The following is an 18,634-nucleotide window of genomic DNA, read 5'->3' as shown; positions in this document are numbered from 1 at the left end:
AAGTTAACAACGGTGTTAAATTTTGAGTTACCGTCTAGTTTAAAAGAATATGTTAGATTTATATAAGATTTAAATTGATTACTTTCTAAAAATGAAAAAACTAAATTTTTTATTATGGGCAACATTAGTCAGCCTAAATTCAACTGCTTATGCAGAAGTAAAAAGCTTTACTCCTCATTTCCCCAAATTTTATAACTCTGCTGCAACCCGCAAAGCAGACAATCAATTCTATGCTCTTGGAGAGGCAAAATTTTTAAACGGCGTTGTAGTCCCTTTTTATGGCGTTACGGCACAAAACCCAATAGAAGATGGTTTACTTAAAAATTTTGAAAAATGTACGCTTAAAAGCTGTAGTTTTAATTTTAAACTTGATGCTCAACATGCCAAGCAATTAAAGCTTCTTGCATTACCTGAAGTAGGTGTAGTACTTGTTCCACGTAACTGGCAAGATATTCAAGCAAATGCAGGCGCAAATGGAACTGGTTTTGCTCTAATCATGAGTCCAGATCAAAAGCAAGCGATAAAGCTTTATGACTCTTCATTTTGCGTTGGATGTGGATTACCCAATGCAACGCTTTATTTTCCTGAACTATTAAAAGAAAGTCTTGAAAATGAATATGGTGGTTTTAAAGACCCTAAAAACCTTATCAATATTGTTCATCCCTCTAAAAAAGTCGCTTTTTTTAGCTACCAAATTCCTCAAGTGAACAATAAAACCCATGGTATTGCCAAGTATGATGATGAAGACACTTTTAACTATAAAGAGATTCAAGTCACCTTAGATAAGTCGCAGCAGTTTCTAGTTGGCCCTATCCTTAATTTTTATAACGCAACCCATTAAATCAATAACCATAAAAAACCCGCTTTCGCGGGCTTTCTTAATTACCAAATAGTTACCCGTTTCTCTGGTGGTAAATACATCTGATCATCTTCGTTTATTTTAAAAGCCTCATAAAATGGTTTTTGATTCATTAAAGCTCCATTACCACGTACTTTATCAGGAGAGTGAGGATCAGTTTTTAAATAGATAATCGCTTGAGCTTCGCGGGTTTTCGCACGCCAAACTTGAGCCCACCCCATATAAAAACGTTGCTCCCCAGTTTGTCCATCAATTACAGGGGCGGGCTTACCGCCTAATGCAATTTGATAGGCCTTATAGGCAATTGCTAATCCAGAGTTATCTGCAATATTTTCACCTAATGTCAATTCACCATTAACATGATAACCAGCAATCGGTTCATAACGGTTATATTGTTCAATCAACGCTTGTGTTTTAGCTTTAAAATGCTGGTGATCTTCAGCATTCCACCAGTTTCTCATATTGCCCAATTCATCAAACTGGCTACCCTGATCATCAAAGCCATGACTAATTTCATGGCCAATCACAGCGCCTATACCACCATAATTCACTGCATCGTCTGCGTTTATATTAAAAAAAGGTGGTTGTAATATCGCTGCTGGAAATACAATTTCATTCAATGATGGATTGTAATAGGCATTCACCGTTTGTGGTTTCATATACCATTCATCACGATCAACCGGCTTACCCAATTTATTAAGTTCATATTGATATTTAAACTCACTTGCCCGAATTATATTCCCAACTAAATCATTTTTAGCGATGTGCAGGTCAGAATAATCACGCCACTTTTTTGGATACCCGATTTTTATTGACATGTGAGAAAGCTTTTTACGAGCTTGTATTTTCGTTGCAGGACTCATCCAGTCCAATTCTGTAATGCTTTGGTCATAAGCACGAATCAGATTTTGAACCAATAATTCCATCTGTTGTTTTTTCTCAGCTGGAAAGTATTTTTCAACATAAAGTTTGCCGATACCATCTCCCAGCACCTTATCAACAAGCTGTACACCACGCTTCCAACGCGCTTCTTGTTCAGTAATATCTCGAAGTGTCTTGTTATAAAAATCAAATTTATTATCTACAAAAGCGCTATTTAGTAATGGAGAAAAATTATTGATCAAATGCAGTTTAAAATAAGCTTTCCATATATCTAAGGGTGTATCTTGAATAATTGTATTTAAGCCCTGAAAGTAATCTGGCTGATTTACCTGAATAGTATCAATTTTTCCTTTTAATTCAGTTGCAGTTAGATAACCTTGCCAATCAAAATCGGGGGTCAATTTATACAAATCTGCGAGTTTGTATTTATTGTAGCGTTTTGCAAGATCACGGTTTTGTACATTGCTCCACTGTATTCGTGCTAACTGAGTTTCAAGTTTTAAGATTTCCTGAGCATGTTGCGCGGCTTGTGAATCTTCTGCAAGTGATAAAGTTTTTTCAATGTACTTTAAATACTGTGCACGAGTTTCGATAAATTTTTTATCATCTTTTAAATAATAATCGCGGTCAGGTAGACCCAAACCACTTTGCTCCAATCCAGCCACCATTTCGGTAGATTTTTTCATATCCTGTTCAATGCCTAAGCCAATCGGGCTATTAACATTAATACGAGCAAAATGGGCCATTAAAACTGCTATTTGCTTCTTATTTTTCAAGCTATCAATTTGATGTAGCTCAGCTTGTAGGGGGATAATACCTTGCTTTTCAATGCCTTTTTCATCCATAAAGCTCGCATATAAAGTAGCTATTTTCTGCTCTAAACTACCATCCGCCCATTTTTTTCTAGATAGCTCTTCTACAATCCCATGTACTTGACTGATTGATAACTCACGGAGCTGATTAAAAGCTCCCCAATTTGCTTTATCAGCTGGGATTTCAGTATTTTTTAACCAAATACCATTTACATGAGCATAAAAATCGTTCTTTTCACTAATAGAAGAATCAATATATTGTTGATCTATACCTGATATTTTTTTGATTTGAGAAGTTGTCACTAATTCCGCACGTACCAAATTAGCAGAAGACATAAGTGCAATCGTAAGAGCACTTTTAAGTAAAATAGATTTCAAAGACTTAACCTCGTATTTAAATATTTAATAATCTAAAACAATGATTTAAATTGATTATTTTTTTATTAATTAAGCGAATAGCAAAATTAAAATCAATATAGAAGCAAATTCTATACCGCGAAAATATAATATTTCAAAAAATATATTTTATTATATAAATCAAAATTATAAATAAAGAGCCATACATAACAGGTTATTTTACTAAATACTCAATATTTTAAAGATGCCCTGGCTTGAATCAAGGCACCTTAAAGAATGATGATTACTTTTAATTTAAAGTATCTTCAAATGTTCTCAAACGCTTATAAATTGAAAGTAGTTCAATGATTGTTTTCCATGAAGTAATTAAATACTGGAATGATTCACGGACCTTATCAAAGACATTACTAATTTGCGTAATTAAGCCTAATGTCATTTTACCTGCTGCAATAGACGGAAATAAAACAACCAAGCTATATAAAATATCTAATTGTAGATACCAGATACTAACCAGATTAAAATAAGAATAATGAAGGTATAATCGAAAATAATTAAATCTGACTTTTGAGAATAATTCTTTTAATGTCTTTGGCTGTGCCCGTTCTTCATAGTCTTCGCCATAAACCAACTCTTTACGATAAGCAGCTTCTACCTTCTGGTTATTAAATTGTAGACCGGGTAATTTAATACCAACCACCATGAGTAGAACTGTACCAAAAATAGCCCATACAATTGCTGCCCATACTAATGAATGATCAATTTCTCCTACAATAGGTAATACTTTAACCTGCTTAGAAAGTTCAAATAGAATAGGTAAAAATGCAATCAATACCATAATTGCCTTTATGAAGTTTACGCCTAAATCTTCTAAAACAGATGCAAAACGCATGGTGTCTTCTTGCACACGCTGTGAAGCACCTTCAATATGGCGAAGTTTCGCCCAATGCTCTGTATAATATTCATTCATAGCCGTACGCCAACGAAATACATAATGGCTAGCAAAAAATGCATTAATCACGGCTAAAGTCACGCCAACCATGGCAATTAAAAGAAAAGTAACTGTTCCGCTATATAGCTTATTAATATCACCGCCACCATGATCTAGCATTGCTTGAATAAGATTATAAAAAGGTGCATACCATGCATTAACGGCAACACTGACTTGCACGCCAAACCAGATGTTAAATAAAATAAAAGCAGAGCCCCAAACTGACCAACGTTGCCATGGATGATTAGAAATAATTCTCCAAAACCCTGCAAAAATTGCTGTAGAAACTAGGAACCAAATATAAAACCATATAAAAGTCGGAGACCAGAAGCGGCTAACACCAATTGGTAATTGTTCACTATGGTAACCCTGATGGAATCCAATGAAACTCCCCCATGTACTACCACCAGAATACCAAAGCACCATATTAAGCGCGATCCAAATAACCGCAGATATAAAGAAATACCGTGGTGATGGAAAAAATGATTTGAACATTGAGTGTTGATATCCCTATATTTCTTCAAATTTACAATGAAAGGAATACTAAAACCTAAACCTTAAAATTGTGAAGGCTAAAGTTTAGAGAATTGTCAATTTTTCCCATTTCATTGAAGGATTTGATCGTTTTTTTGTAAATTCATCCCTTTATGCAATTTAATCCGTTTAAATTGCTTTGTATATGGCTCCCCTAAGAGCCATATACAGTTTTTATATCACAGCCATATGTACGTTTAAATCTCTTCTTTACGAACAATATAGCCTTCAAGTTGCATAGCCTGAATTAATGGTTCCAGATCTGGAGCGCTTTTTAGTTCAATATCGACACTCACCGCACTTTCTTTAGCACGGCTTGTTGCTGCAAAGCGTTCGTGTCGAAGTTCGTAAATATTACCGCCCTGCTCCGCAATAATTGCTGTTAGACGCGCTAAGGCACCCGGATTATCTGGTAATTCAACGCGAATACGAACCATACGGCCAGTACGAGTTAAGTGACGCTGTAAAACTGAAACCATTACGCGTGTATCAATATTGCCACCAGATAACACCACGCCAACTTTATGGCCTAAAAAGAGATCGGGACGAGACATAATTGCAGCAATTCCAGTTGCGCCAGCTCCTTCACACACTGTTTTTTCAATGTTGAGTAATAGCGCAATCGCTTCTTCAATCATATCTTCAGTGACTACCACAATATCATCTACAAAATGCTTAGCAATTTGTGTGGTCAGCTCGCCCGGAGTTTTAACAGCAATACCTTCAGCCACCGTTGAACCCATTGAAACCGCGAGTTGATAGTTACAAAGCAGTTTCGCCATACTTGGATAAACAACCGACTGAACCCCAATAATCTTGATTTTAGGATTTATTGATTTTGCAGCAATCGCAATACCAGAAATGAGACCACCACCTCCAACAGGTACGACCAATATATCTAAATCAGGAACAGCTTCCAGCATTTCGAGTGCGATAGTACCTTGACCCGCAATAATTTCAGCATCATCAAATGGATGAATAATGGTTAAAGATTCTTCTTGTGCCACACGGTGCATTTCAGCAGCAGCTTCCGAAAAGTCTTGGCCATGCAAAATAACACGCGCACCGTATTCACGTACTCGTTGCACCTTCACATTGGGCGTCGATTTTGGCATAACAATAGTTGCCGTGACTCCTGTGCGCTGTGCATGATAAGCGACCCCTTGCGCATGATTACCAGCTGAAGCTGCAATTACACCATGTTGTTTTTCTTGTTCAGATAAGCTCAAAAGTTTATTTAGTGCGCCCCTTTCTTTAAACGAAGCCGTAAACTGTAGATTCTCAAATTTCAGCCACATTTCAGCCCCTAAGGTTTTAGAAATGGTTTCTGAAAAAACAAAAGGTGTTTTAACAACTAAACCATCTAAACGCTCTGCAGCGGCATGTATATTTTCTAATGTTGGAAACTCATTTTTTACCTGTTGCTGAATCATCTAAGTAGCTGGCCTCAATATGTTACAAATCAATTATTTTTTTGAAAAATAGCATGAATATCTCATATGTGTCATGAGTAGTTTTCAGCATAGCTCCACTATACAAAAATTTTTGTCAGCACATACAAATCTTTTATTTTTCAACAAAAAAGCCCTTAGCGGGCTTTTACTTAATTTTTCATATACTTGCTTTCAATTTATTGCGTTTGCGCACTTAAACCGTCAGTAGATAGATTCTGTTCAGCTATTTTTTCATCAATCGCAAACTGAATATCAGACAGTTTTGCATTTGCTGCATCTATGCCTGCCTTCATGGTTGCTTCACGGCCTTTTACATCAAAAATATGTGCTTTTTCTCTTAAATCCGGTTGAATTACTACATCTGCATATTGAAGTTCTTCGGCAGCCAAACGTCCTTGCATAATATTAATATTCTGGTTAAAGAGTCCCCATACATTTGAGGTTTCCGTATAAATGGGTTGAGCCAGAATATCGACAGCAATAATGACATCGGCTCCTAAATCACGGGCTACTTCAACAGGTACCGGACTGACTAAACCGCCATCTACATATTCAGATTTACCAATTTTAGTCGGTACAAACATGCTTGGTATTGAGGCTGATGCTCTCACGGCCTGTCCCGTATTGCCATAATTAAATACGGTTTTGGTGCCATGCTTTAGCTCTGTTGCCACTACATACATCGGAATTTTCATTTTTTCGAGCGGCAAGTTATTTACTTGCTGATTTACGTAGTCTTCAACTTTTTTGCCATCGAAAAAACCTTTTAAACCAATACTGATGTCACGAACATCAGCCGCTTTCATTTTCAATGCAGTATCGCGAAGTTCATCAGGCGTTTTTCCACTCGCATAAATTGCTCCGACAATACTTCCTGCACTGGTTCCAACAATGAAATCAGGACGGATACCATGCTGTTCTAAAACTTCAATAACACCAATATGTGCATAACCTCGTGCACCACCACTACCTAGTACTAATGCGACTACTGGTTTCTTATGCTGCTTCTTAAGCTGTGCAAAAGGCTGATCGACGAAACGTGAGTATGCCTCTGCCGTTTGCGGTTTTAAGGCAGATAAGTGTGAGGTGGTTTGGCACCCGGCCAACACCATAGAAAGTCCGAGAACCCACAATTTAAGCTGTTTCATGGCCCATCTTTGCACTATGACGTTAATTTTCGAATTGCAATTTTAGTTGCTCGTTTTGTGAAATGCTGTAGTGAATTTATTTAATTTGTCATGTTTAATTTTTATACTCAAGTGTTTTTATTATGCCGAAAAAAAGCCCCTTATTTCTAAGAGGCTTTTCTTACAAAATTACCAAATATCTGAATCGACTTTTTTCTTCAACTCTGGATATTTATTAATTTTAAATACAGGTTCTTTAATACCTTGCTTCAATTGCGCTCGGTAATCTTTCAACAAAGTACGAGCCATTGGGGTTAAGAGTAAAATTGCGACCAAGTTAATGGTAGCCATAATACCCATAAACAAGTCTGCCATTGACCATACTAATGGCACACTACCAATTGCACCGAAATACACCATCACCAATACAAAAATACGGAAGATGAACATGACTTTCGGGTTGTTATTAATGAACTGTACGTTACTTTCTGCATAAGCATAGTTACCTAGTACAGCTGAGTAACAGAACAAGAATAATAGAACAGCTAAGAAGTCAGCTCCCCAGTGCCCCACTTGAGTCTCTAGTGCACGTTGGGTTAATTCAACCCCGACGAAACCAGCATCTTGGTAAACACCAGAAACTAAAATGATGATTGCTGTACTTGTACATACAATGAATGTATCTACGAATACACCAAGCATTTGTACCAAACCCTGGTTTACAGGATGTTTTACATCAGACGCAGCCGCCGCATTTGGTGCAGAACCCATACCTGCTTCGTTTGAGAACAACCCGCGCTTAATCCCTTGCATCATTGCCATTGATACAGCAGCACCGAAGAAACCACCTGCCGCAGCATTAAAGTGGAAAGCTTCAGTCACAATCAGTTTTAAAACATCAGGTAAAATCGCATAGTTGCTTAATGCAATATATAACGCTACAGAGAGATAAAGGCCTGCTTTTAAAGGAACAAACATCTCTGCGAATTTAGCGATACGTTTAATACCACCAAAGATTGCTAATGCAACCATCACAACAAGAGCAAGACCAACCCATGAAATTTCTAAATCAACACCACCTAAATGCGCAATAAGATTAGCTTTATCCCAACCCCAAGCATGTGAAGATGCATTAGCAATTGCATTGATTTGAACTGAGTTAAATACAAAACCATAAGTAAAGATCAATGCTAACGCGAAGATCACACCAAAAGTTTTACTACGTAAACCTTGAGTAATATAGTAGGCTGGACCACCGCGGAATTGCTTGCTATTACTGTCTCTCACCTTAAAAAGTTGAGCAAGAGTAGATTCGATAAAAGCAGAGCTCATACCAAGTACAGCGGTTACCCACATCCAGAACACGGCGCCCGGGCCACCAATTGCGATCGCAATTGCCACACCAGCAATGTTACCCACCCCAACACGGCTCGCAAGACCAGTTACAAACGCTTGGAAAGGTGTAAGGCCATGCTCATCTTCGCCTTCTGTACGGCTGCTTTTCATAACACGAATACTTTGCAAGAACATGCGAATTTGCACTGCTCCTGTTAAGACCGTATAAAAAATACCGACGGCCAGCAAGAAAATAACCAGAAAATCCCATAAAGGTTCATTAAAAAATTGTACCCACGACATCAGTGTGGCATTGAGTTGTTCATTCATACTCGGTCCGCTTACGTTCTTGCTAATGTGCTATTAGCACAAGCCAAAATACTGCAATAAACAAAAAAGCCCCTAAAAATAGGGACTTCTTCAGTACATTTAAGGAAAAACTTTTAATGTCACTTGAATAGCAATTACCGTCACAAGTTTAAGCAACATCATGCCCAGCACTAAGCCTTTGAAGGTTACATGAGAGAAAGCACCCTTCAGATAAAATAAATTCATCGCACCACTGAACATATTCCCATTTGGGTGAACAGAATGCATCGACTCGGCTACAAACTTGGAAACTAACAAATGACCACCGCTAAATCAGCTCGTTTAATGATTCCCATCAATTAATCGAGTTATAAAAACTGGATTTAAGCCAATAAGCATATTTACATATACTTTTGGGCGAATGTCTAAACTGGATTTAAATTTCAAAGACTGTAACAAGCCATCGTCATAACACGACTATCTATGCCCTTTTCTTTTTCATTAAAGAAGAGTGCATTGAGATCCGTACCAAGCTGTTGTATTTCTTGTGGCTCAGTAGTTGCGTGAGTTACGTTCATTTTCATGGTTGCAATGGTAATCGCCAATCCTTGTTTCATGAACTGCTTGTTGATGAGCGGTAAACTCATGTAAAGCTCCTTATACCTCGTGTATTTCTCCATTTCTGCACAAAATCCTTTCTGTAAAAGTATTTTATTTGCAGCCACTACTTTTTTCCTAACGTGAGTATGGAGAAATCATACCTGCGTAAAAAAGTCGGTATTATGCAGAAATTTAAAATTTTGTGTATGTTTTTCATTAAAAGTTTATGCAACTTAAGATTATTTTTTATACAAAAACATCTGTTTTGTACTGTTTTTAAACATATTATACCTTTTTTCTAATTGAGCGATTTTTACTCAACCCTTATTTTGGCTTTAATTGAATGACTATCAAAGTCACACCACTTTACCATTTTAAGCCTAAAGTGGCATATTCGAATTATCATTGAGCAGACATCATGTCTTACCCAAGTCATTAATCATATATATAAGGATATCTGTTTTCTAATATTTTTTGCTTATAAATACAGCAATTTCAGCAGATGAAATTGCATCTCAAAAAGTATTAAATATTGAGGGAAAAGATCAGGAGTACTCATGAATTTGGAACAAGTCCGCCTTGTTGACGAAGCAATTACCTCTCGACATTCTGTCCGTGCTTTTTTAAGCACTCCCATTGAGCCAGAAGTCATTAAAGATATATTAAGAGTCGCAAGTCGAGCACCTTCCGGTACCAACACTCAACCATGGAAAGTTTATGTAGTCACAGGTCATAAACGTAATGAAATGGTAGAGCGTGTTTGTGCAGCACAGATTGAGGTTTCCAAAAATCCCGAACTTGCAGAGCAATATAAAGAAACTTTTGCATATTACCCTGAAAAATGGGTCTCTCCTTTTATTGACCGCCGCCGTGAAAATGGTTGGGGGCTCTACGGTTTGTTAGATATTAAAAAAGGTGAAAAAGAAAAAATGGCTGCTCAGCAGTTACGTAACTTCAAACTGTTTGATGCTCCAGTCGGAATTTTCTTTACAGTCAATAAAGCAATGGGAATTGGTTCCAAAATGGATATCGCCATGATGATTCAAAATGTCATGGTCGCTGCCAAGGCTCGGGGATTAGACACCTGCCCTCAAGCAGCTTGGAACCATTTCCATCCGCTAGTATTAGATATTTTAGGCGCAGCAGATGACGAAGAGTTGGTATGTGCAATTGCACTAGGTCATGCCGAGCCTGAACATATTGTGAATACCTTTATTACGCCTAGAGAGCCTGTTGAGAATTTTGCAGTTTTTCTTGATTAAAGATGCAAGCCAATCACTCTCTTAAAATCAAGAGAGTGATTGGCTTTTTGCTTGACGAATCGCTTTTAAAACAACAATAAAACCACTTAATGTAAATAACACCATCATTACTCCCATATTGAGTGATGCAGACCAAATAAGGAAGTTAAGCAGTACTCCCCCCAATAAACCGCAAGCAAATTGCATACTACCCATAATTGCACTGGCTGTTCCTGCACGAGCACCTTGCTTTGACATGGCTAGAGCCATAGCATTTGGTCCAGTTAAACCAATTCCTGAAATTGCTAAGAACAGTCCTAACATTACTAGCCATAAAGGTGCTGCAGAAATTAAACCAGCAATCAACACAATGCTTGCACCTGTCACTTGTACCATTGAACCTGCTTTTAAGCGCTTAGTGATTTCCACACGTGTTGTTAAGTGCTTATTTAAAGATGACATTAACATAATGCCAAAAGCATTGAGCCCGAATACATAAGCAAACTCTTGCTGATTTAAGCCATATTGATCCATAAAAACGGCTGGAGCTGAACTGATATAACAAAATAATGCTGCACCTGTTAAACATCCTGCAAACATAGGTAAACGGAAGCTTGCATCTTTGAAAATAGCACCATATAAGGTAGCCACTTGATATAGAGATAACTTGAGCCTCTTATCCATTGCCAAAGTTTCTTTAAAAAAGAAATGTACACATAGCCAACAGATTGCCCCTACAATTGAAAGCGCAATAAAAATCGCTTGCCATGGAAACCAGATTAATATCCAGGCCCCAATCATCGGTGCCAAAATAGGTGCCAAGCCCATTACGATCATCATGCTTGAAAAAGCTTGTGCCGAGCCTTGCACATCTAATCTATCGCGTATAGCAGCACGAGCCATAACCACCCCCACACAACCACCTAAGGCTTGTAAAATACGGGCAGCAATAAGGCTCCATTCATTTGTAGCGAGCACACAGAACAAGCTTGCAACTGCATAAAGCGCAAGCCCAAAATAAAGAGGCTTTTTTCGACCAATACGGTCGCTTAAAGGTCCATATACCAATTGTCCAATGGCTAAACCAAAAAAATAAGCTGGCAATGTGTTTGCTACCATTTGCGTACTCACCCCAAAATCATGGGCCATTTGAGGCAACGCAGGTAAATACATATCAATGGATAATGGCCCTAAAGCCGTGAGTAAAGCGAGCAACATAATCCAGCCAATAGAATATTGACGCTGGGCTGTTTGTTCAGACATAACGATATTTCATTTTTCAATCATTTGCATACAGACAAGCTTACACTGTCTATCGTATGATTTGTGCAACATTGGTGTAGAAATACGCAAATCCTTTATCACTCAGGTTGATCAGCAAGGACTTCATTTGAAATCTTGGTTTAAACGCCTAAAAAGAGCGACTTATAACACATCATTTATGTATAACGTGCGGATGCTGATTGCCTTTTCAGGAACTGCGTTCGTGCCTTATTTTCTAGGACATCAATTAGCAACAATTCCCCTCACTTTAGGTGTGGTCGCAGCTGGTTTAAGTGATATTGATGATCGCTTTTCAGTGCGAATCATGAATTTGATTTACACCTATATTGGTTTCTTCATTACCGCAGCTTCCGTGCAATTACTTTTCCCTTATCCAATACTTTTTGCGCTAGGGCTGATTGCCTCTTGTATTGGCTGGATTTTACTCGGGTCATTAGGTCGCCGTTACGCAACAATTTCTTATGGATGTCTGGTTGTTTCAGTTTATACCATGTTGGGAGTTCATTTATTTGACCAGTGGTATATTCAGCCAGCGCTTTTGGTGGCAGGAGCAGCATGGTACGGACTTATTGCAACCATTAGCTTTTTATTATTTCCGGTTCGCCAACTTCAAGATAAACTTGCGGCCTCTTATGCTTCATTAGGCGACTTTCTATTTGCCAAATCCAATTTGTTTGATGTCGATATGACTCCTGCGAGTTATCAGCAAAGCATGATTGATCTTTCATTAGAAAATGGCAAATTAATAACGATTTTTAATGATCTTAAAACCGCCCTTTTAACCCGTTTAAAGGGTGACCGTGGACAAAAAGGCACTCGCCGTAGCCTACATTATTATTTTGTCGCACAAGACATTCATGAACGTGCAGACTCTGCCCATATCGATTATCAAAAGTTAGCTAAAATTTTCCAGCACAGTGATATTTTATTTAGATTTCAGCGCATTTTGGCAATTCAGGGTAAAGCTTGCCAAGAGCTAAATGAATGTATTTTACAGCGTAAACCCTATATCCATAACAAACGCTTTAAGCAGAGTTTCGAGAATTTACGCTTATCTTTAGTAAAGTTAAGAGATGATCAGCAGTATGACTTATTGTGGGTAAATGCTCTTTTTGCCTTATACCGCAACTTAAAATCTATTGACTCACAATTACTCAACTTAGAAACGGAACAGCATATTCAGTCTGACAAAGTAAAGCAGGCTGAAAACCAACTTAAAGATGATGATCTAAAAGGTTGGAATGATATTGTTGTTCGAATAAAACAAAATCTAACACCTGAATCTGTACTGTTCCGTCATGCCATTCGTGTTTCGATTGTTCTTTTTATTGGATATGTATTTATTCAAATGACCCATATCGAATATGGGTACTGGATTATGTTAACTGCTTTATTTGTTAGCCAACCTAACTTTAACGCAACAAAACGTCGCTTACGTTTACGTATTGTGGGTACATTAGTCGGAATTATTGTCGGCCTTAGCATAGTATTTTTAGTACCTTCTGTGGAAGGGCAATTAGTCATGCTAATTTTGAGTGGCGTACTGTTTTTCGAGTTACGTAGTAAGCAATATGCTCAAGCAACTGCTTTTATTACTATTTTGGCATTAATTAACTTTAATCTGGACGGTTCAGCAATCGCTGCAGCTATTCCTAGGTTTGTTGATACCTTAATTGGTTGTGCTTTAGCATGGTTTGGTGTGACCTTTATTTGGCCTGACTGGAAATTCCGTCGCCTACCGCGCAGTATTCGACGCTCCTTACAAGCACAATGTAATTATTTAGCTGAAGTGGTAAAACAATATCATGAAGGCCATAATCATGCCCTCAATTACCGTATTGTCCGCCGAGCAGCACATAATACTGATGCAGAAGTCGCTTCGCTTATTTCTACTTTAGCAACAGAGCCGGACTTCGACCCTACTCGTAAGTCCGATATATTTGAATTTTTATGCCTCAATCATACATTTTTAAGTTATATTGCAGCACTTGGAGCACATCGAGAAAAGATTCAGGATCAAGCGGTTCTTAACGTATTAGATCAAGCATTAGATGATATACAAGGTGCTTTGTTAAGAGATGAAATGCCTGATCTTACGGCACAAAATATGCTACAGACGATACGTCAGCGCTTAAGCCAAAATGATGAAGATGACCAAAAATCGCTCATTATTTTACAACAGTTATCGTTGATGCTCAGTGTGTTAAATCGATTTAGTATGTTAAAACAACGGCTAAGTCATGATCTGGATAATGATGCTAGCGAACTTGCATCATTATAAATTTGAGTCAGAATTTAGTATGAAATTGGCATAATATCCTTTCCTGACTTATGCCAATTAATGCTAAACTTAAAACAGTTTACAATTTGTTATTTGCACTATGACCGCGAAAACTTTATATGCTTATACGCTTCAGCCTGTTCCTTACGAGGTATCAGAAGCTGAGCAACGTAATGCACAACTTCTTATCTGGCGCAGCACCAATAAAATCAGCACAAAAATCTGGGCGATTATGGGCGTAATTTTAGCCCTTGCGATTTTAGGTCTTATCTTTATCAAGAACTATTCTACAGTGATTTGCTGGGTTGCCATTGTCTGTGTAGTACTTTATTACCTTGGTCGTAAATATGGTCTGGAATGGTATGTTAAGCGTAAGATGAATGAGTTTCCTGTGCAGGAAATCAAAGGTATTCGCTTAGGCGTACAACCTCACGGTATCGTAATGCGCCAGCAAATGGGCTTACAAGAAGGCGTTGGAACTATCGGATGGAAAAATATCTATGAATGGTACAACACCCCTGACTTTATTTTAGTTAACTTTAAAGTAAAAGATCCTAAAGGTCAGGAACAACAAGGTGCATATATATTGCCTAAACGTATGGACTCTAAAAACTTTTCTTTCAATACAATTCGTAAGCATTTGAAAGAAAGTGTAGGTGAACCGAAAACTTTATAATTTCACCTCTTTAAAAAGCCTCCTTTATAGGAGGTTTTTTATTATGCTAAAAATAAATGATAATGAAAATTAATATTATCTCCAAAATCCATATTATCTACTCAATCTTCGGCTATACTTCGTTACAAGATCTCCATCATATTTACATTATTCGACCATGTTTAAAAAGTTTTTATTTCAAATTCATTGGTTTCTGGGTATTAGTGCTGGCCTCATCTTATCCATTATGGGTGTTACAGGCGCAATTTATTCTTATGATCAGCAAATTTTAAAATGGGTAAATACAGATAGTTATGTTGTGCAAGTACAAAGCTCGCCTAAGCTTACCCCTGCTCAGCTTTACCAGCATTTCACAACAATCCAGCCTGAAATTAAAATTAATAGCATTACAATTGCCAAAGATCCTACCGCCTCATCTGTAGTAAACATTGAAAAAGAAGGCGAACGACGCGGCTACAATATGATGGTCAACCCTTATACAGCTCAAGTATTACCAGAGGTACAAGGTCGTAAACTACTTTTATTAATACAACAAATTCACCGAAACTTAACTGCTGGTGAGTTCGGTAAACAAATTACCGGTGCTTGTGCCTTAATGCTCATATATTTTGTTTTGAGCGGATTATATTTACGCTGGCCGAAAAAGCACTCTGCACGTCAATGGCTTGCTGTTAAGCCCAAACTTAAAGGTCGAAATTTTATTTGGGATTTACACGCTGTTGTAGGTACATGGGTTATTGTTTTTTATCTTCTTTTTGCATGTACAGGTCTATATTGGTCATATGACTGGTGGCGTAGTGGTATGTTCAAAGTATTAGGTGTAGAACAACCTAAAATGCAAGGCCATAGTGGATCTGGGCGAAATAAAGATCAATTGCCTAAAATTCAACTAGATAATGCTCAACTAATTACCGCACTTAACCAAACTTGGAGTGGTTTTAATAATCAGATTGGACGTGATTATTCGACCTTAACAGTTAACTTACCTAAAAAAGATGATGGAAAAATTGAATTAAGTTTTGTAGATGCAAAGCCACAACATGAGCGTGCACGTAATCAGGCTGTCTATAACTATAAAACCGCCAATATTGAAAAAATGGAGCTTTATGAAGATAAAAAGCTTAATCAAAAAATTATGAGCAGTATGTTACCTGTGCACCGAGGTAGTTTCTTCGGACCAGTTTATCAATTTGTGGCGATGCTTGCTTCTTTAGCCATGCCATTATTTTTTGTTACCGGATGGATGCTTTACCTTAAACGCCGTAAGCAGAAAAAACTTACTCAAGCGGCTCGCCAGTCTTTAGCAGGCCATTATATCGACCAAAATGCTAAGCCTTGGTTAATCACTTATGCCACCCAAACTGGAGTTGCGGAACAACTCGCGTGGAGTACTGCAACGAGCTTACAAGAGGCGCATCAACCAGTACAGGTTAAATCTGTACAACAACTAACCGAAGCTGATTTACAGCAACATGAACAAATATTATTTGTGATTAGCACCTATGGTACTGGAGAAGCACCTGACTTAGCTTCTAATTTTGCTAAAAAGTTATTAAAAACCAATTTAGAACTTCAACATGTCAAATATGCAGTATTAGCTTTAGGTTCTAAGGAATATCCGGATACTTATTGTAGTTTTGGCCACACAGTAGATGAATGGCTTAAAAACAATGGTGCCAAAGCCCTCTTCGATACTATAGAAGTAGATAATGCAAATCCGGCAGATATTCAAACCTGGAATCAGGCACTTGTAAAAGCAACTAAACTAGATTTGCATGCTGTTAATATCGAAAAAGTGTTTGATAATTGGACATTACAACAACGGGATTTACTCAATCCAAATAGTCTAGGTCAGCCTGCCTACAATATTGAACTTACTGCCAATCATGAAGCTATATGGCAAGCTGGAGACATTGCTGAAATACAACCAGGTAACAGCCCTGAACGTATTAATAAGTTTTTACAGCATCTTCACATTCTTAAAAATGCAGTGGTAGACTCGCTACAGGTTTCTATTGAAAAGGCACTTTGGAATAAAGATTTAACTGGTGAAATTGAACCGTTTGCCAATCTGGACCATTTACTAGAACAACTTCCTACCCTACCAACGCGAGAATATTCAATTGCTAGCATCCCTTCTCAGCAAGTATTACGTCTAGTTGTTCGTCAACAATATGATGAGTCTGGTGATTTAGGTTTAGGATCAGGTTGGCTGACTCAACATACAGAAATTAATCAAAATGTTGCACTGCGTATCCGTACCAATGAGTCTTTTCATTTAATTGATGATAATCGTCCAATTATTTGTATTGGTAATGGAACGGGAATCGCGGGTTTAATGAGCTTACTTCATACACGAACTCGCCATAACTATACTGAAAACTGGCTAATTTTCGGTGAACGCCAACGCACTCATGATTTCTTCTATGCATCAACTATTGAAGCTTGGCAAACGATGGGAATGTTAAAACGACTTGATCTTGCATTTTCACGTGATCAAGAACAACGTGTTTATGTTCAAGATATCATCCGACAAAATGCAGCGGAGTTAATCAACTGGATTGAACGCGGTGCAGTACTCTATGTATGCGGCAGTATTGATGGAATGGCAAGTGGAGTCGATCAAGCACTTATTCATATTTTAGGCGAAGAACAAGTCGATGAGTTAAGACAACAAGGCCGTTATCGCCGTGATGTTTATTAAATATCAATAAATAACAAAGCCGAGTAATAGCCAAAATGCTTTACTCGGCTTTTTATTACAATCAGCATTGAATTTGGAATGATTTTGCATACACTGTCTGCAATTTAAATTGCAGCTTTAAACACAATGCAAGTCAGTAAGTGGATTCGGATTTTCTTAGCAGTCATTGGTTCAATTTTATTTTTGGACGGCTTATTTCTAGCTTTTCTAAATAAAATTCATGTAGGCACACTTGTTCCTTTAGTTTTAGGAGCATTCTTCTGTCTTTATGCATTATTTTATTATCATTTAGAACGGTTTTTCTTCTATCACTATCGGCTTCATACTCTTTGGCGTTTTGGATGGTTGTGTTTCTGGATTTGGTTAATTAGCTTAGGCTATTTTTTTAATTTTATTAAAGAAAATAAAGACGCAAGTCAAAATCTTCCCGCAGTTAAAGCAATTATTGTTTTAGGTAGTGGCGTCGAAAATGGACAGCCTTCAGCTATTCTTGCAAAGCGTCTTGACACAGCAGCTCCAGTTGCTCTTTCACAACCGCAAGCAAAGGTTATTTTAACAGGAGGTTTAGACTTTTCAGAAAAAGAACCTGAAGCATTAGTCATGTCACGCTACTTGGAACAACATTTTCATATAGCAAAAGATCGAATGATCCTTGAAGACAAAAGCACAAGTACAGAACTTAATCTTAAAAATAGTAAACCTTTACTTGAACAAGCTCATATTAGTGTTAATCAACCTATTGCAATTGTTACAAGTGACTTCCATACACCACGAGCTGCTGCTATTGCAAAGAAACAAGGCTATACACAGGTTTATATGGTCGCTGCAGAAACACCTTTAATTACTCGCTACAACGCTTGGCTACGTGAATATTTTGCATACGCTAGTGGCTGGCTTCTAAACGAGTATTAATCTTGGTTCAGAAAGCTGCTATTGCGTTACAGCATGGCAGCTTTAGTTAAACTCGATAGTAATAATAATTTGAACTCAAAAATTAAGTATGGAAAAGAGAGGGTTAACCAAAAAAGATAAAATAGATAGATAAAAAATAGGAAGAGCAGAAACGCAAAAAACACTAAATAAATTAGCGTGTTTAATTTTTTAAATTTGAAAAAATTATGGTGGGCGCTGACGGGATCGAACCGCCGACATTCTGCTTGTAAGGCAGACGCTCTACCAACTGAGCTAAGC

14 protein-coding genes are annotated in these 18,634 nt (G+C 37.6%); 6 read left to right on the top strand and 8 right to left on the bottom strand.

What is annotated here, in order from left to right:
- The first annotated feature begins 91 nt into the window (after window positions 1-91).
- On the top strand, window positions 92-841 hold the full coding sequence (locus tag G9371_RS19130) for a DUF4850 domain-containing protein (RefSeq protein ID WP_000735826.1): 750 nt from the start codon (window positions 92-94) through the stop codon (window positions 839-841).
- A 41-nt stretch (window positions 842-882) separates the two neighbouring features.
- On the opposite strand, the gene G9371_RS08965 is transcribed toward G9371_RS19130, so the two are convergent.
- The 7 genes from G9371_RS08965 to G9371_RS08935 form a co-directional block, all read right to left on the bottom strand.
- Window positions 883-2,931, bottom strand: coding sequence for a M13 family metallopeptidase (locus tag G9371_RS08965; RefSeq protein WP_005122783.1), 2,049 nt, complete (start codon window positions 2,929-2,931; stop codon window positions 883-885).
- 268 nt (window positions 2,932-3,199) lie between these two features.
- Window positions 3,200-4,393, bottom strand: a complete 1,194-nt coding sequence (gene sbmA / locus G9371_RS08960; protein WP_002041898.1) for a peptide antibiotic transporter SbmA — start codon at window positions 4,391-4,393, stop codon at window positions 3,200-3,202.
- A 236-nt stretch (window positions 4,394-4,629) separates the two neighbouring features.
- Window positions 4,630-5,865 carry a threonine ammonia-lyase gene (locus G9371_RS08955; protein WP_029424812.1) on the bottom strand — a complete coding sequence of 412 codons (1,236 nt, stop codon included), beginning with the start codon at window positions 5,863-5,865 and terminating at the stop codon, window positions 4,630-4,632.
- Window positions 5,866-6,062: 197 nt separating this feature from the next.
- A complete protein-coding gene (locus G9371_RS08950; protein WP_000811534.1) occupies window positions 6,063-7,034 on the bottom strand; it encodes a patatin-like phospholipase family protein in 972 nt (323 codons plus the stop codon).
- 168 nt (window positions 7,035-7,202) lie between these two features.
- Window positions 7,203-8,678, bottom strand: coding sequence for an alanine/glycine:cation symporter family protein (locus tag G9371_RS08945; protein WP_001005337.1), 1,476 nt, complete (start codon window positions 8,676-8,678; stop codon window positions 7,203-7,205).
- Window positions 8,679-8,777: 99 nt separating this feature from the next.
- Window positions 8,778-8,918 carry a hypothetical protein gene (locus tag G9371_RS08940; protein ID WP_000490937.1) on the bottom strand — a complete coding sequence of 47 codons (141 nt, stop codon included), beginning with the start codon at window positions 8,916-8,918 and terminating at the stop codon, window positions 8,778-8,780.
- Between the two features lie 182 nt (window positions 8,919-9,100).
- A complete protein-coding gene (locus tag G9371_RS08935; RefSeq protein WP_029424813.1) occupies window positions 9,101-9,304 on the bottom strand; it encodes a hypothetical protein in 204 nt (67 codons plus the stop codon).
- 510 nt (window positions 9,305-9,814) lie between these two features.
- Here G9371_RS08935 and G9371_RS08930 point away from each other — a divergent pair.
- A complete protein-coding gene (locus G9371_RS08930) occupies window positions 9,815-10,519 on the top strand; it encodes a nitroreductase (RefSeq protein WP_029424814.1) in 705 nt (234 codons plus the stop codon).
- A gap of 27 nt (window positions 10,520-10,546) precedes the next feature.
- Here the strand turns inward: G9371_RS08930 and G9371_RS08925 are convergent, their stop codons facing one another.
- A complete protein-coding gene (locus G9371_RS08925; protein WP_000003698.1) occupies window positions 10,547-11,761 on the bottom strand; it encodes a multidrug effflux MFS transporter in 1,215 nt (404 codons plus the stop codon).
- 127 nt (window positions 11,762-11,888) lie between these two features.
- Between G9371_RS08925 and yccS the strand changes: the two genes are divergently transcribed.
- The 4 genes from yccS to G9371_RS08905 all read left to right on the top strand — a co-directional run bounded on the left by yccS (window position 11,889) and on the right by G9371_RS08905 (window position 18,355).
- Window positions 11,889-14,063, top strand: coding sequence for a YccS family putative transporter (yccS, locus tag G9371_RS08920; RefSeq protein ID WP_029424815.1), 2,175 nt, complete (start codon window positions 11,889-11,891; stop codon window positions 14,061-14,063).
- Between the two features lie 100 nt (window positions 14,064-14,163).
- Window positions 14,164-14,739, top strand: coding sequence for an SdpI family protein (locus G9371_RS08915; RefSeq protein WP_000125649.1), 576 nt, complete (start codon window positions 14,164-14,166; stop codon window positions 14,737-14,739).
- Window positions 14,740-14,896: 157 nt separating this feature from the next.
- The gene (locus tag G9371_RS08910) at window positions 14,897-17,443 is read left to right on the top strand and encodes a PepSY domain-containing protein (RefSeq protein ID WP_029424816.1); all 2,547 of its coding nucleotides are present in this window, start codon (window positions 14,897-14,899) and stop codon (window positions 17,441-17,443) included.
- Window positions 17,444-17,569: 126 nt separating this feature from the next.
- Complete coding sequence (locus G9371_RS08905) at window positions 17,570-18,355, top strand: YdcF family protein (protein ID WP_001198171.1); 786 nt, start codon at window positions 17,570-17,572, stop codon at window positions 18,353-18,355.
- Window positions 18,356-18,634 lie beyond the last annotated feature (279 nt).

It is taken from the genome of Acinetobacter sp. EKM10A, assembly GCF_011075215.1.
Classification (GTDB): Bacteria; Pseudomonadota; Gammaproteobacteria; order Pseudomonadales; family Moraxellaceae; genus Acinetobacter; species Acinetobacter baumannii.
This window is presented reverse-complemented; position numbering and strand designations above follow the sequence as displayed.